Origin of the sequence: Aeromonas sp. QDB14 (genome assembly GCF_027707845.1) — a bacterium.
In the GTDB taxonomy this organism is placed as follows: domain Bacteria; phylum Pseudomonadota; class Gammaproteobacteria; order Enterobacterales; family Aeromonadaceae; genus Aeromonas; species Aeromonas caviae.
In genome coordinates, this window is sequence record NZ_JAPCJD010000040.1 from 22,733 (window position 1) to 37,131 (window position 14,399).

Here is a 14,399-nt window from a genome sequence, read left to right on the forward strand (position 1 = left end):
GGCGCCCGAGGGCGCCTTTTTGCTGGCAGGTGCTGCGCCTCAGTGGCGCAGACCGGTGCCGCGGGAGATGAGCCACCAGGCCATCCCGTAGAGCACCAGGATGAAGCCGATGATGATGAGATAGGCGGTGCCCAGGGGCACGTCGGAGATCCCGAGGAAGCCGTAGCGGAAGGCGTTCACCATGTAGATGATGGGGTTCACCTGGGAGACCCCCTGCCAGAACGGCGGCAGCAGGGTGATGGAGTAGAAGACGCCCCCCAGATAGGTCAGGGGAGTCAGGATGAAGGTCGGGATGATGCTGATGTCATCGAACGACTTCGCGAACACCGCGTTGATGAGCCCCCCCAGGGAGAAGAGGATGGAGGTGAGCAGCACGGTCACGCAGACGCTGAACAGGTGATGGATCTGCAGCGGCACGAAGAACAGCGACACCAGGGTGACGATGAGGCCGACACAGAGGCCGCGCGCCACGCCACCGCCCACATACCCCGCGATGATGATGTAGTTGGGCACCGGCGCCACCAGCAGCTCCTCCACGTTGCGCTGGAACTTGGCGCTGTAGAAGGAGGAGGCGACGTTGGAGTAGGAGTTGGTGATGACCGACATCATGATGAGGCCGGGCACGATGAACTCCATGTAGCTGAAGCCCCCCATGTCACCGATGCGCGAGCCGATGAGGTTGCCGAAGATGACGAAGTAGAGGCTCATGGTGATGGCGGGCGGCACCAGGGTCTGGATCCAGATCCGGGTGAAGCGGCTCACTTCCTTGGCCAGAATGCTCTTGAAGGCGATGTAATAGGTCATGGGGTTCATGCTTTGCGACCCTCCTCTACCAGATTGACGAACAGCTCTTCCAGCCGGTTCGCCTTGTTGCGCATGCTGAGCACCTTCACCCCCTGGGCGGAGAGCTGCTCGAACAGGCTGTTGAGGGACTGGCTCTTCTCCAGCTCCACTTCCAGGGTGTTCTCATCCTGCATCCGGCCGTTGAACTCGGGCAGGGCCGGTACGCTGGAGCCCGGCACCAGATCCAGCAGGAAGGTCTCGCGACCCAGCTTGCCGAGCAGGCTCTTCATGCTGGTGTTCTCGATGAGGCGGCCCTTGTCGATGATGCCGATGTTGCGGCACAGCATCTCGGCCTCTTCTAAGTAGTGGGTGGTCAGGATGATGGTCACCCCCTGCTCGTTGAGATCCTTGAGGAAACTCCACATGGAACGGCGGATCTCGATGTCCACCCCGGCGGTCGGCTCATCCAGGATCAGCAGTTTGGGCTCATGCATCAGGGCGCGGGCGATCATCAACCGGCGCTTCATGCCACCGGAGAGAGTGCGGGCGGCCATGTCGCGCTTGTCCCACAGATCGAGCTGGCGCAGGTACTTCTCGGCGCGCACCTTGGCCTCGGCCCGCGGCACTCCATAGAAACCAGCCTGGTGAGTCACTATCTGGCTCACCTTCTCGAACTGGCTGAAGTTGAACTCCTGGGGCACCAGGCCGAGCTGGGACTTGGCTAGCTCCAGATCGGTATCGATGTCATGACCGAATACCTTCACCTTGCCGGCACTCTTGTTGACCAGTGAGCTGATCACGCCGATGGTGGTGGATTTGCCCGCCCCGTTGGGACCGAGCAGGGCGAAGAAATCCCCCTGTTTGACGGTGAGATCGATGCCCTTGAGGGCTTCGACGCCCCCCTGATAGGTCTTCTTCAGACCGCTGATTTCCAATGCGTTCATTGCAACCCCTGTGATGGATGAGCCCATCTCGAGACAGAAAAGGCGGCTGTGACGCCGCCTGAAGACAGTCGATGGCGGGCCGGCCAGCCTGCCTTGCTACTTCGGACCCGGCTTACTCTTGCGGTACCACCTTGCCGATGAAAGGCAGGTTACGGTACTTCTGGGCGTAGTCAATGCCACAGCCCACCACGAACTCGTCCGGGATGGAGAAACCAAGCCAGTCCACCGGCACCTGAACCTCGCGGCGGGACGGTTTGTCCAGCAGGGTGCAGATGGCCAGGGATTTCGGCTCGCGCAGGGAGAGGATCTCGCGCACCTTGTTGAGGGTGTAACCGGTGTCGATGATGTCCTCCACGATCACCACGTCCTTGCCTTTGATGTCGTCATCCAGATCCTTGAGGATGCGCACGTCACGGGTGCTGTGCATACCGGAGCCGTAGCTGGAGGCAGTCATAAAGTCCAGGGTGATGGGCAATTGGCACTGACGGCAGAGATCCGCCAGGAAGACGCAGGAGCCGCGCAGCAGGCCTATCATGACCACTTCCTCGGAGCCCTGGTAACGGGCGGTAATCTCTTCACCCAGCGTGGCGATCCGGGCTGCAACCTCGGCCTCGGGGATCATCACCTCGACAATGTGTTTCATCACATACTCCAATAATGACCAAAGGGTTATTGGCCGTTCATTAACGTCAAAACCGAGGATTCTACCACTCCAACCAGTGGGAGTCAGGCATACGTGATGCTTTTATCGGCTTATTTTAATTGATAGAGTTAGCAAGCCTTCGGGCATTATCGGTGACAATACTATAAACACCATAATCAATAACTATTAGATGAAAAAACTATGGAACCACGCGCAGAAATAAGACGTCGAACCCGGCTTTCGCCGGAGGCTCGCCGTGATCAATTGATGGAGTGTGCCGTCGAGGTATTTTCCCGTCGCGGCATCGGCCGTGCGGGGCATGCCGAGATAGCCGAACAGGCAAAGGTCTCGGTTGCGACCGTTTTTAACTATTTCAATACTCGTGAAGATCTGGTCGACGAAGTGCTGACAGAAATCGAAGCCTTCGTACAGCAGCTCCTCGAACAGGCCTACAACGGTCAGGGCTCCGCCAGGGAGAGCATTCACCGCCACGTGAAGCTGTTCGTTGACGCCGCCTATGACAAGCCCGATCACGCCAGCATCTGGCTGGAGTGGAGCTCCTCGGTGCGGGAAGAAGTGTGGCCTCGCTACACCCGGCTGCTGGACAAGGCGCTGGAGCGCATTGCCCCCCACCTGCAACGGGCCATCGACAACGGCGAGATCCAGAGCGTGCTGTCGGCGCAGGATCTGGCCCGCTCCCTGACCGGTTTTGGCTATGTGATGATGCAGATGATCAATCAGCCGCAGCGTCCGAGCCGGGAAGAGGTGACGGATTTCCTGTTCAAGTACGTGACGGCCCCCATCCAGGCCAGCTGACTCGCGCAGATGTTGACAAAGCGGCGCCGGGCTTTACGCCCGGCGCCGCTTTTTTGTCCGCTCCCCACCGTATCAGTGGCTGGCATAACCCCAGCGACTGGTCAACTCATGCTCGACACCCAGGTGGTCGAGGATGCGGGCGACCATGAAGTCCACCAGATCCTCGATGCTTTTGGGTTCATGGTAGAACCCTGGCGCCGCCGGCATGATGGTCACGCCAAGACGGGCAAGCTTGAGCATGTTCTCCAGATGGATCGCCGAGAAGGGGCTCTCCCGGGGCACCAGAATCAGCTGGCCCCGCTCCTTGATCACCACGTCCGCCGCGCGCTCCAGCAGGTTGTCCGAGGTGCCGTTGGCAATGGCCGAGACGGTGCCCATGGAGCAGGGGCAGACCACCATCTGTTTGGGGGCCGCCGAGCCGGAAGCCACCGGCGAGAACCACTCCTCCTTGCCACAGGCGACGATCTGACCCTCTTTGGCACCATAATGGCGACAGAGGTACGCCGACAGCTCCTTGGGGGAGCCCGGCCAATCCTGCTGCTGCTCGGTCTTGAGCACAACCCTGGCCGCCGAGGAGGCGAGCAGGAAGACCCGATAGTCCGCCAGCACCAGGCATTTCAGCAGGCGCAGGGCATAGGGAGCGCCGGAGGCGCCGGTCAGCGCCAGGGTGATGGCCTTGTTCATGATGCGCTCTGCAGCTCCTTGAGGCGGGCGATCAGCTTGTCGTGAATGCCGCCGAACCCGCCGTTGCTCATGATCAGAATATGATCCCCTGGGCGGCTCTCGGCCACCAGGGCGCCAATCAGGGCATCAAGGGCCTCGAATACCCGGGCAGGCCGGGTCATGTGGCCCGTCACCTCCCCCAGATCCCAGCCGATGTTGGGGGGCTGGAAGAAGAACACCTCGTCGGCACCGTCGAAGCAACCGGCCAGCTCCTCCTTGTGAACCCCGAGCTTCATGGTGTTGGAGCGGGGCTCCAGCACCGCCAGGATGCGGGCCTTACCCACCTTGGCGCGCAGGCCGCCCAGGGTGGTCTCGATGGCGGTGGGGTGGTGGGCGAAGTCGTCATAGACGCTGATGCCGGCCACTTCCCCTTTCAGCTCCATGCGCCGCTTGGGGGACTTGAACTGGCAGAGGGCGTTGATCCCGTGCTCCACCATGACACCGGCATGACGGGCGGCGGCGATGGCCATCAGACCATTGTTGACGTTGTGCTCTCCGATGCACTCCCAGTGCACCTCCCCCTGTTTTTCACCATCCAGCCACACCTCGAAGGCAGAGCCGTCATCGGCCAGCTTCACCGCCTTCCACTTGGCGTCGTCCTGGCCCACCAGCTCCACCTCGCTCCAACAGCCCATCTCGCGCACGGCGGTAAGGTTGTCATCGCCTTTGGGGAAGAGCACCCGGCCGTTGCTCGGAACGGTGCGCATCAGGTGGTGGAACTGGCGCTGGATGGCGGCGAGATCCGGGAAGATGTCAGCGTGGTCGAACTCCAGGTTGTTCATCACCAGGGTGCGCGGGTGATAGTGGACAAACTTGGATCGCTTGTCGAAGAAGGCGCAGTCATATTCGTCCGCTTCAATCACAAAGAAGGGAGCCGAGCCAAGACGGGCGGAAACCGGGAAGTTGCCCGGCACGCCGCCGATGAGGAAACCGGGTTCCAGCTTGGCATACTCCAGCACCCAGGCCAGCATGCTGGCGGTGGTGGTCTTGCCATGGGTGCCCGCCACGGCCAGCACCCAGCGATCCTTCAGCACGTGCTCCAGCAGCCACTGAGGGCCGGAGATATAGGGCAGATTGCGGTCCAGCACATATTCCACACAGGGGTTGCCACGGCTCATGGCATTGCCGATCACCACCAGATCCGGCGCCGGATCGAGCTGGGAGGGGTCGTAGCCTTCGGTCAGTTCGATGCCCTGTTGCTCGAGCTGGGTGCTCATGGGGGGATAGACGTTGGCGTCGGAGCCGGTCACCCGATAGCCAAGCTGTTTTGCCAACACCGCCAGACCACCCATGAAGGTGCCGCAGATCCCGAGAATGTGAATGTGCATACCGCTGCCTTTTCCAGTAAAGGGAGTGCGCATTCTAGGGTCTGTTGACCCGGTGGCACAAGCCGCGCCCATGGGGAGCGAAGGCATCGGCGCCCGCAGACGACAGAAATCTGGCAAGCGCGGGGAAAAGCCACCCTCCAGCACGCCACCCGGCCCTTGAAATATGGTCATTTGACGGGACATCGCTATAATGTCGGCCTGCAAACTTGACTCCAACACTCAAAGGAAACGTCATGAGCCTGAACCTGGTACCGGCCGGCAAGAGCCTGCCTGACGACATCTACGTCATCATCGAAATCCCGCAGAACGCCGACCCGATCAAATACGAAGTCGACAAGGACAGCGGCGCCATCTTCGTTGACCGTTTCATGTCCACCCCGATGTTCTACCCGTGCAACTACGGTTACGTGAACGCCACCCTGTCCTTGGATGGGGATCCGGTCGACGTGCTGGTTCCGACTCCCTACCCGCTGCTGGCCGGCTCCGTCATCCGCTGCCGCCCGGTCGGCGTGCTGAAGATGACCGACGAATCTGGCGAAGACGCCAAGATCGTGGCCGTACCCCACTCCAAGCTGACCAAGCAGTACGATCACATCCAGGATGTGAACGATCTGCCAGAGCTGCTGAAAGCCCAGATCCAGCACTTTTTCGAGCGCTACAAAGAGCTGGAAGCGGGCAAGTGGGTCAAGGTGGAAGGTTGGGGCGACAAGGCCGCTGCCGAAGCCGAGATCAAGACCTCTGCCGAGCGTTACGCTGCAAAATAAGCGTATTCCTCGCAAAAAGGCGCCTTATGGCGCCTTTTTTATTGGTCGTTGCGGGGACGCTCCGGGGGGATCCCCCTGGATATAGAGGTCGCGCCCGTTTTGCCGATAGGGGCGGTAATAGTCATCACCGCAGCGATATTCCTGACCGGCACCTCCCACCAGATCGCAGTTGACCGGCAGCACCTCCAGCCACTTGATGGCCTGCTGGAAGCGCAGCCACTCCTGCCATTCATGCTCCCGGGCCAGCTGATCCCGCAGGGCGAAGGTATCCGCGCTGGACAATCCCTGATTGACGATGACCTGCCCCGCCAGCGCCGGCGTGGCCACCAATATCAGCAGAAACCGTGAAACAAGCTTCATGATGATTTCCCCCATGACTTATTTCCTGAATTAAATTTAAAGTCAGATCAGATAATTACCAATATATCTGTCACCAGACCAATCCAAATGCCGGTCACTCACCTAGTTGTTTATTATCAACCCAGGCGGAGGCGCACCATGAAACTGGCACAAGGCTTTCTGTGCAGTCTGCTCTTCGGCACCATGGCGCAGGCCAACGAGATCAACCTGAGCTGGCAGTGGCAATCTGCGGATGGTCAGCAAAAGCACCTTCAATTGACGGCAGATGAGCGCACCTTTTCAGCCAGCCGTCACGAGATGACACAGCTCGACACCGCCCTCAACTTCCCGCTGGAAACACTCTACTCCTACATCAGTCCGCGCCTCTACAACAGCATCAACCAGATCAACCAGCACAGCCCGGAGACGGCTACCAAGTTCCGCAACCTGGAACAGGCCTTTACCCTTCACGACAGCAGCCTCGAATCCGCCCAGTTCTGGCAGGCCTACCGGCAATATCAAGAGGACGCCTTCTACGAGATGCGGGTCCAGCCCTGCGTTCACCCGGCCAACCAGAAGCTGCCCTGTGTGCGCCCCAACTACTCCCAGCTGTTCTATCAGTTCAAGGGAGACCTCAAACCCCTGGCACAGCAGTTTTCGGCCAAGGATCTCGCCACCAGCGTCATCCTGCTGCAGGAGTGGCTGAGCGGCATCCCCACCCCGCCCGAGCAGATGGACCACTTCGCTCCGCCCTTGCAGGCCCTGCAGGACAACAAGGCCGACAGCGACGAGAAGGCGCTGCTCATGGCCAGTCTGCTGGCGGAGCTGGCGCCCCAGTACAGCCTCAGCATCATCTATCCGAACATCAGCATCGGCAGCGTCTCGCCGGCCTGGCTCGCCATCACGGCCGACAGCGGCCTTGAGGGGGACACCCTGGTGATCGGCAATCAGCGCCACGTGCTGCTCACCGGTTCTCCCCTGCTGGCCCAGCAGATGACGATGGCCCAGATTCCCTTGATCAGCGAACCGCTCTACTAGCCTCTTCTGACCATCACTTGCTTTTGATGGATGACATGCCATCCTTGCCGCCGTCATTGGGGGATGGCGCCCATGTTGACAAGATCACCGTCGCACCCTGCATTATTTAACACTTTTTAAACAGATCCGATCAGTTTAGGATGTTCAGGGTCCCATTCCCTCGACCCAAAAATCGTTATAACATCACAAAGGAGTGTCATCCGGATGAAACATCTCGTGCTTACTCTGGCGCTGCTGCCAACCCTGGTCATGGCCCACAACATCAAGGAATCAACCCAGGTGCCGCTGGTCAACATCAGCGACAAGGGGGAGCTGGTGCTCAAGGAGAAGGAGATCAGCTATCAGCCCTGGCAGAGCAAGGTCCTGACCGGCAAGGTCTTCCTGATCCAGCACATTGCGGGTCGCTCCAGCGCCAAGGAGCTCAATGCCCCCATGATCGAGGCGATCAAGGCGGCCAAGCTACCCCACGACAAGTACCAGACCGTCACCATCATCAACAGCAATGACGCCATCTGGGGCACGTCCGGTTTCGTGAAGAGCAGTGCCGAGGACAGCAAGAAAGAGTTCCCCTGGTCCGCCATGGTGCTGGATGCCAAGGGGATGGCCCGCAACGCCTGGGCGCTCACCCCGGAAAGTTCGGCCATCATACTGCTGGATAAAGAGGGCAAGGTGCTGTTTGCCAAAGATGGCCAGCTCGATGCCGCCGAGATAACCAAGGTGATGGGGCTCATCCAGTCCCATCTCTGAATCAGAGAGAAGGGCGCTGATGGCGCCCTTTCCACAAGGGTCTATGGGTCGTTCCACACTGACAATCTGGGTGTTGCTGCTGGGCTGGTTGTGGATGCAACCGGCGCTGGCACAGCACCCTCTTGAAGCAGCCCTGCCCGATCACGGTCATGCCTGCACCCTCTGCGTCCTGCATCTGGATGGCAAGCTGGCACTGACGCCGACCCCCGTTCTCCCTCCCCTCTCCTCTGGCATCGACCGGTATATCGGCACTCCCCAACCGAGGGCGGCCACCGGCACCACGGGACATCGCCGTATCCGCGCCCCGCCGCCCCTTCATTGTTTCTTTTTTTGAACCAATCTTTTCTCTATTTATTCAAAAGGATTAACGATGAAAGCAGTCACCCTGTTGCTGGCCGCTGCCGCCTTCGGCGCCCAGGCCCATCACGACGAACACGAAAGCCACAGCCACGGTGCCCATGAGCACGGTCACGGCCACCTCAACCTGGTACTCGACGGCAACCAGCTGATGATCGAGTTGCAGGCCCCTGCCGCCGATCTGGTGGGCTTCGAGCATGCCGCCAACACCGATGAGGAGAAAGCGCAGTATGCCAAGGCGGTGGCCCGCCTCCAGCAGCCCGACGCCCTCTTCCGTTTCGACCCGGCCGCCGGCTGCAAGCTGACCCAGCAAGAGCTGCAGGCCGCCAAGGAAGATCATGACCATGAGCACGAGCACGAGCACGAGCACGAGCACGAGCACGACAAGGCTGATGGCGCTCACGATGAACACCATCACGACGACGCGGGCCATGCGGACATGGGGGCCATGTACACCTATACCTGCGCTACCCCGGCCAAGCTCACCGGGCTGGAGGCCACCCTGTTCAGCCTCTACCCGAGCCTGGAGAAGCTGAGCGTGCAGGGCATACTGCCCACCGGCCAGACCGCCGCCGAACTGACTCCGTCCGCCAACAAACTGGGCTGGTAACACCATGAAACATGCCGTGGTTGAGATCCGTGATCTGGCCTTTGCCTGGCCGGGTCACGAAGCCGTCCTCGATCTGCCCGCCCTTCGCATCCACGAGGGTGAGCGCGTCTTCATCAAGGGCCCATCGGGTTGTGGCAAGTCCACCCTGCTCGGGTTGCTGGCCGGTATCCAGACCGCCAACCACGGCACCCTGGAGGTGCTGGGCCAGCCCCTGGCCCGGCTTTCCGGCCGCGCCCGTGACCAGTTCCGGGCGGCCAATCTGGGGTACATCTTCCAGCAGTTCAATCTGCTGCCGTTTCTCTCGGTGCAGGACAACGTCACCGCTGCCCTCACCTTTTCACCCGCCAAGCGGGCCCGCCTGACAGGGAGCCCCGAGCAGGAGGCGCGCCGCCTGCTGGCAGAACTGCAACTGCCGGATGAGGCACTCCATCGCCCCGTCCACGCCCTCAGCATCGGCCAGCAGCAGCGAGTCGCCGCCGCCCGCGCCCTGATAGGCTCCCCTCCTCTGGTGATCGCCGACGAGCCCACCTCGGCCCTGGACACCGACAACCGGGCCGCCTTCATCCGGCTGCTGTTCGAGGAGTGCGACAAGCAGGGATCTACCCTGGTCTTCGTCAGTCACGATCCCTATCTGGAGCCCCTCTTCCCCCGGGTGGAGAACCTGCAACAGCTCAACCGGAGGGCGGCATGACCACACGCCATCATCTCGCAGCCCGTCCGGCCATCTCCCCTTCACTGCGGAGGCTTTCATGCTGAAACTCGCCCTGCAAAGTCTCTGGGCCCGTCGCCTCACCGCCGGGCTCACCCTGCTGGCCGTCGCCATCAGCGTCACCCTGCTGCTCGGGGTGGAGCGGGTGCGCAGTCAGGCACGGGACAGCTTCGCCAACACCGTCTCGGGTACCGATCTCATCGTCGGCGCCCGCTCCGGCCAGGTGAACCTGCTGCTCTATTCGGTGTTTCGCATCGGCAACCCCACCAACAACGTGGGCTGGGACTCCTACCAGGCCATCAAGGCCAGGCCCGGTATCGCCTGGACCATCCCCCTCTCCCTTGGCGACTCCCACAAGGGGTTTCGCGTGCTCGGCACCAATGGGGACTACTTCACCCACCTGAAGTACGGCCAGCAGCAGGCGCTCGTCCTGCGCGAAGGTCGCCCCTTCGAAACACCGTTTGAAGCGGTGCTGGGTGCCCAGGTGGCCGAAAAGCTCGGCTATCACCTGGATCAATCCATCGTCATCGCCCATGGCGCCGGCAACACCTCGTTCAGCCAGCACGACAACATGCCGTTCAAGGTGGTGGGGATCCTGGCCCCCACCGGCACCCCCATCGATCGCACCATTCATGTGCCGCTGGCGGGCATAGAGGCGATCCACCTGGGCTGGGACACCGGTCATCACAGCAAGAACGTGACCCCGGAACAGGCGATGGCGCTGGATCTCACCCCCAAGACCATCACCGCCTTCATGGTGGGGCTGAGCAACCGGATCCTGGCGTTCCAGTTGCAGCGCAGCGTCAACACCTATCCCAGGGAGCCCCTGATGGCCATCCTGCCGGGAGCCGCCCTGCAGGAGCTCTGGGGGCTGATGAGCGTGGCGGAGACCGCCCTGTCGGTGATCGCGGGCTTCGTGGTGGTGGCGGGCCTCATCGGCATGCTGACCACCCTGCTCGCCGGCCTCAACGAGCGGCGCCGCGAGCTCGCCATTCTGCGCTCCCTGGGGGCGGGCCCTGCCCACCTCTTCCTGCTGCTGGCGCTGGAGGCGATGGCGCTCACCACGGCGGGCATCGCCCTCGGGGTGGCCGCGCTCTATCTCGGTCAGGGGCTTGCTAGCCCCTGGCTGCTCAGCCACTATGGCCTGCAAATGAGCCTGGGTCTGCCGAGCGCCTATGAGTGGCAACTGCTGGGCCTGGTCTGGCTGGCGGGCATGGTGATCGGGCTGCTGCCTGCCGCCCGCGCTTACCGCTACAGCCTGAGCGACGGCATGAGCATTCGCGTCTGACCCGACGCATCCGACCAAGAGAGAAGAACAGATGATGAAGTGGAAAATAGTGGCGCTGCTGGCCAGCCTGCTGGTGCTGCCTGCCATGGCCGCAGATTACAAGACCATCGACTGGGATATCCTCATCCCGGAGGGGGAAAAACTGCTGCCACCGCCCCAGGTCAGCCATGATGGCGACTTCTCCTCGGTGCCGCAGCCGGTGGGGGGCGTCAACAAGAAGCTGGACAATCAGGAGGTGCGGATCCCCGGGTTTGTGGTGCCCCTGGAAGGGGATGCCAAGACCATCACCGCCTTCCTGCTGGTCCCCTACTTTGGCGCCTGCATTCACGTACCGCCCCCGCCCACCAACCAGGTGATCTACGTGAGCTACCCCAAGGGGGCGCCGGTGGATGACCTCTGGGACGCCATCTGGGTCAAGGGCAAGATGCACACCGTCAGCTCCAGCCACGAGATGGCCACCGCTTCCTACTCCATGGACGCGGTCGAGGTCAGCGTCTACGAAGAGTGAGCCCCTGATGGCCTCCCCCGGGAGGCCATTTTTTATCCCGTGACGACCCCGGCAAAGGGATTGTTCATGGATCTGGTTGGAGTAATATTCACTACCAGACCTTGCCATCACGGAGCCAGCATGGCTGACCTGCCCCCCAAGAAAGAGAGTTCCATCCTGAGCAGCCAGGAGCAGACCCTGCGCCTGGCCCGCAGCCGCGGCATCGATGGCATGCTCACCCGCAACAGCGACAGCACCTTCGAGCAGCGCGCCACCTTCCGCCAGTTGGCGGAGCAGGCTACCCGCCAGCGCAATCTGGAATCCATCATGGTGATGGCCGCGCGCCACTGCGAAGAGACCGCCGCCGGCGGCGAGATAGACAGCGACTGGCTTACCCGCTTCCTGCAACTGGCCGAAGACATCAGCATGACCCCCATGCAGCAGTTGTGGGGCCGCATCTTCGCCCTGGAAGTCGCCACCCCGGGCCGCTTCTCCATCCGTGCCCTCAACACCCTCAAGGAGATGACCCAGCGCGAAGCCCAGCTGTTCCAGCGCATCTGCGCCCTCTCCTGCCACTACGAGGGCAGCGACGAGCAGCGTCTGCTGCTGGGCATGCACAAGGGGGCCAGCCTGCTCAGTCGCGCCAAGGTCACCCGGATGGGGCTCGGCAAATACCGGGTGCCCTACAGCGCCCTGCTGCTGCTGTGTGATCTCGGGCTGCTGCACCGTGGCGAGCTCGAATCCGGTCCCCTGCCCGCCGACGGGGTCGAGCTGGCCTTTGGCAACCAGCGCTGGCGTTTGCGCCAACGCCAGAGCAACCTCACCCTGCTCTATTACCGGCTCACCCCCATCGGCAACGAGCTTGCCCTGCTGCTGGACGAGCCCCCTTTAGAGGAGTACCTGCAGGATCTGAAGACCCTGCTCTCCACCCACCTGCAGATAGAGACCCAGATGTCGGCCCCGGTCAGCGAGCCGGATCTGCCCGCCTGAGGCTGGCGGAGGCCCAGGCCCCGCCTTGCCAAATTGCGAAACCCGCCACGCCATTGCCAAAACGGCTCCCAAAAAGCGAATCCTGACGGCAGGGGCAGACGCGAGCCCGGGCCATGTTCCCCCCTCTGCGGGTTTTGAGCGCAAAAGAGACATATAGAACGCAATTTAAGCGTTTTTGGGCACTCTGGTGTACGAATTGCAACCAGACTCTCTTTCCTCTGTCAGGCAGGAAGTACCATGAGAGTCAATCAACCCGTTACCCAGCGTGAGCGCCTCTACCCGTCGCACCAGAACCTGATCTCCACCACGGATCTGGAGAGCCGCATCACCTATGCCAACGACGAGTTCTGCCAGATAGCCGGCTTCACCCTGGAGGAGCTGCAAGGGGCCCCTCACAACCTGGTCCGCCACCCCGACATGCCGCCCCAGGCGTTTGCCGACATGTGGCGCCATCTGCGGGAAGGCAAAAGCTGGATGGGCCCGGTCAAGAACCGCTGCAAGAACGGGGATCACTACTGGGTCAACGCCTTCGTCACCCCCATTCAGGACGCAAGCGGCAAGGTGGTGGAGTACCAGTCGGTGCGCACGGCGCCGGACGACGCGATCAAGCAGCGTGCGGAGCGGGTCTATGAAGAAATGCGCCGCGGCAAGACCCCCCGGGCCCTGCGCCTGCCTCCCTGCTGCCACACCCTGGGGATCCACCTCTGCCTGATGGCGCTGCTGGCCAGCCTGGTCACCCTCGGCTATCAGCACGGCCCGGGCTGGCCTCTGCTCATCGGCGCCCTGCCCCTGGTGGTTGCGCTCGTCATCTGCCAGACCCTCTCCCGGCGCCTCGCCCGGCTGGAGACCCTGGCCCGCCACCGTTTCGACAACCCCTTGATGCAACTGCTGTATACCGACCGGGTCGATCGTCTGGCTGCCGTCGAGCTCGCCATGAAGATGAACCAGGCCGAGTTCAATGCGGTGCTGGCCTGCACCCAGCAGACCTGCCAGCAGATCGTGCAGGCGGCGCAGACGGATCTGAGCAATGCCGAGTCCATCACTGGCAACCTGCAACAACAGCAGGCGCAGACCAACCAGGTGGCGACCGCCATCACCGAGATGACGGCGTCCATTCGCGAGGTCTCCCACAGCTCGAGCGCCTCCTCGGACAGCCTGGACAACACCGCCGTGCTGTTTCGGGAGGGCAATCGCAGCGTGCTCGATACCGTGGCGGCAGTGGAAGGGGTTCACGGCGAGCTGCTCACCTCCCGCGCCGTGATAGAGGCGCTGGCCAGCCAGTGCCGCGCCATCGACGGCATCCTGGGCGTCATCAACAACATCGCCAACCAGACCAACCTGCTGGCCCTCAATGGGCCTTGTTGCTCAAATCGGGGAACTATCTGTCATCTCGGTGATCTGATCCTGTAGCGCAGTCTCCGAGAGCATCAGATGGGCAAGTCCAAGCACAAGATCAGCAACTGGCAGCAGTACAACCAAGCCTTGGTGCAACGCGGTTCGTTGACCATCTGGATGGACGAACAAGCCATTAAGCAGTGACATTGCCTGGTCCACCATGGCCGCCGAGGGAGAGGTTTCCACTACAGTGACACCGCCATTGAGACGGCCCTGATGCTAAAAGGCTTGTTCAAGTTGCCGCTGCGGGCGCTAGAAGGCTTCATTAACTCGTTGTTCCAACTGATGGCGGTGCCTTTGCAGTCGCCGGACTATAGCTGTATCAGCAAGCGCGCCAAGACCGTCGACATCAAGTACCGCCTCCCCAGCCAAGGCCCGGTGGCTCACTTGGTCATTGATGCCACCGGCCTCAAGGTCTATGGCGAAGGCGAATGGAAA

General features: G+C 61.7%; 16 protein-coding genes and 2 pseudogenes. 12 read left to right on the forward strand and 6 right to left on the reverse strand.

Annotation, left to right across the window (positions count from 1 at the left end; translation table 11 throughout):
• Positions 1-39: 39 nt before the first annotated feature.
• The 3 genes from PG887_RS13815 to hpt form a co-directional block, all read right to left on the reverse strand.
• On the reverse strand, positions 40-813 hold the full coding sequence (locus PG887_RS13815; protein WP_010675577.1) for an ABC transporter permease: 774 nt from the start codon (positions 811-813) through the stop codon (positions 40-42).
• Positions 810-1,727 carry an ABC transporter ATP-binding protein gene (locus PG887_RS13820; RefSeq protein WP_045521939.1) on the reverse strand — a complete coding sequence of 306 codons (918 nt, stop codon included), beginning with the start codon at positions 1,725-1,727 and terminating at the stop codon, positions 810-812. Before PG887_RS13820 ends, PG887_RS13815 begins: the two co-directional genes overlap by 4 nt.
• Before the next feature lie 112 nt (positions 1,728-1,839).
• Complete coding sequence (hpt, locus tag PG887_RS13825; protein ID WP_010675579.1) at positions 1,840-2,370, reverse strand: hypoxanthine phosphoribosyltransferase; 531 nt, start codon at positions 2,368-2,370, stop codon at positions 1,840-1,842.
• 201 nt (positions 2,371-2,571) lie between these two features.
• On the opposite strand from hpt, the gene PG887_RS13830 reads away from it, so the two are divergent.
• Complete coding sequence (locus tag PG887_RS13830) at positions 2,572-3,186, forward strand: TetR/AcrR family transcriptional regulator (RefSeq protein WP_270821967.1); 615 nt, start codon at positions 2,572-2,574, stop codon at positions 3,184-3,186.
• 72 nt (positions 3,187-3,258) lie between these two features.
• Here PG887_RS13830 and PG887_RS13835 read toward each other — a convergent pair whose 3' ends face one another.
• The gene (locus PG887_RS13835) at positions 3,259-3,870 is read right to left on the reverse strand and encodes a flavin prenyltransferase UbiX (protein WP_104454727.1); all 612 of its coding nucleotides are present in this window, start codon (positions 3,868-3,870) and stop codon (positions 3,259-3,261) included.
• On the reverse strand, positions 3,867-5,237 hold the full coding sequence (gene mpl / locus PG887_RS13840; RefSeq protein WP_270821971.1) for a UDP-N-acetylmuramate:L-alanyl-gamma-D-glutamyl-meso-diaminopimelate ligase: 1,371 nt from the start codon (positions 5,235-5,237) through the stop codon (positions 3,867-3,869). Before mpl ends, PG887_RS13835 begins: the two co-directional genes overlap by 4 nt.
• A 233-nt stretch (positions 5,238-5,470) precedes the next feature.
• Between mpl and ppa the strand changes: the two genes are divergently transcribed.
• Positions 5,471-6,001 (forward strand): inorganic diphosphatase, encoded by a 531-nt coding sequence (ppa, locus tag PG887_RS13845; protein ID WP_005335667.1) that lies wholly within the window; start codon positions 5,471-5,473, stop codon positions 5,999-6,001.
• A 24-nt stretch (positions 6,002-6,025) separates the two neighbouring features.
• Here the strand turns inward: ppa and PG887_RS13850 are convergent, their stop codons facing one another.
• Complete coding sequence (locus PG887_RS13850) at positions 6,026-6,376, reverse strand: hypothetical protein (protein WP_010675583.1); 351 nt, start codon at positions 6,374-6,376, stop codon at positions 6,026-6,028.
• A gap of 123 nt (positions 6,377-6,499) precedes the next feature.
• Here PG887_RS13850 and PG887_RS13855 point away from each other — a divergent pair, with 123 nt between their 5' ends.
• From PG887_RS13855 to PG887_RS13900, 10 genes and pseudogenes are all read left to right on the forward strand, one after another.
• Entirely contained in the window at positions 6,500-7,378 is an 879-nt protein-coding gene (locus PG887_RS13855) for a hypothetical protein (protein WP_042880471.1), read from the forward strand.
• Positions 7,379-7,582: 204 nt separating this feature from the next.
• The gene (locus tag PG887_RS13860) at positions 7,583-8,125 is read left to right on the forward strand and encodes a YtfJ family protein (RefSeq protein WP_010675585.1); all 543 of its coding nucleotides are present in this window, start codon (positions 7,583-7,585) and stop codon (positions 8,123-8,125) included.
• A 43-nt stretch (positions 8,126-8,168) separates the two neighbouring features.
• The gene (locus tag PG887_RS13865) at positions 8,169-8,459 is read left to right on the forward strand and encodes a hypothetical protein (protein ID WP_080768013.1); all 291 of its coding nucleotides are present in this window, start codon (positions 8,169-8,171) and stop codon (positions 8,457-8,459) included.
• A 36-nt stretch (positions 8,460-8,495) separates the two neighbouring features.
• Complete coding sequence (locus PG887_RS13870; RefSeq protein WP_042016313.1) at positions 8,496-9,092, forward strand: DUF2796 domain-containing protein; 597 nt, start codon at positions 8,496-8,498, stop codon at positions 9,090-9,092.
• A 4-nt stretch (positions 9,093-9,096) separates the two neighbouring features.
• A complete protein-coding gene (locus PG887_RS13875; protein ID WP_039040841.1) occupies positions 9,097-9,783 on the forward strand; it encodes an ABC transporter ATP-binding protein in 687 nt (228 codons plus the stop codon).
• 58 nt (positions 9,784-9,841) lie between these two features.
• Positions 9,842-11,089, forward strand: a complete 1,248-nt coding sequence (locus tag PG887_RS13880) for an ABC transporter permease (protein ID WP_270821974.1) — start codon at positions 9,842-9,844, stop codon at positions 11,087-11,089.
• Positions 11,090-11,120: 31 nt separating this feature from the next.
• Positions 11,121-11,597 carry a DUF3299 domain-containing protein gene (locus PG887_RS13885; RefSeq protein WP_010675589.1) on the forward strand — a complete coding sequence of 159 codons (477 nt, stop codon included), beginning with the start codon at positions 11,121-11,123 and terminating at the stop codon, positions 11,595-11,597.
• Positions 11,598-11,717: 120 nt separating this feature from the next.
• Positions 11,718-12,566 (forward strand): TIGR03899 family protein, encoded by an 849-nt coding sequence (locus PG887_RS13890; RefSeq protein ID WP_069784204.1) that lies wholly within the window; start codon positions 11,718-11,720, stop codon positions 12,564-12,566.
• Between the two features lie 237 nt (positions 12,567-12,803).
• Positions 12,804-13,919 (forward strand): annotated as a pseudogene (locus PG887_RS13895) (PAS domain-containing protein); the annotation flags it as partial.
• 78 nt (positions 13,920-13,997) lie between these two features.
• Positions 13,998-14,399, forward strand: a pseudogene (locus PG887_RS13900) (IS5 family transposase); the annotation flags it as partial.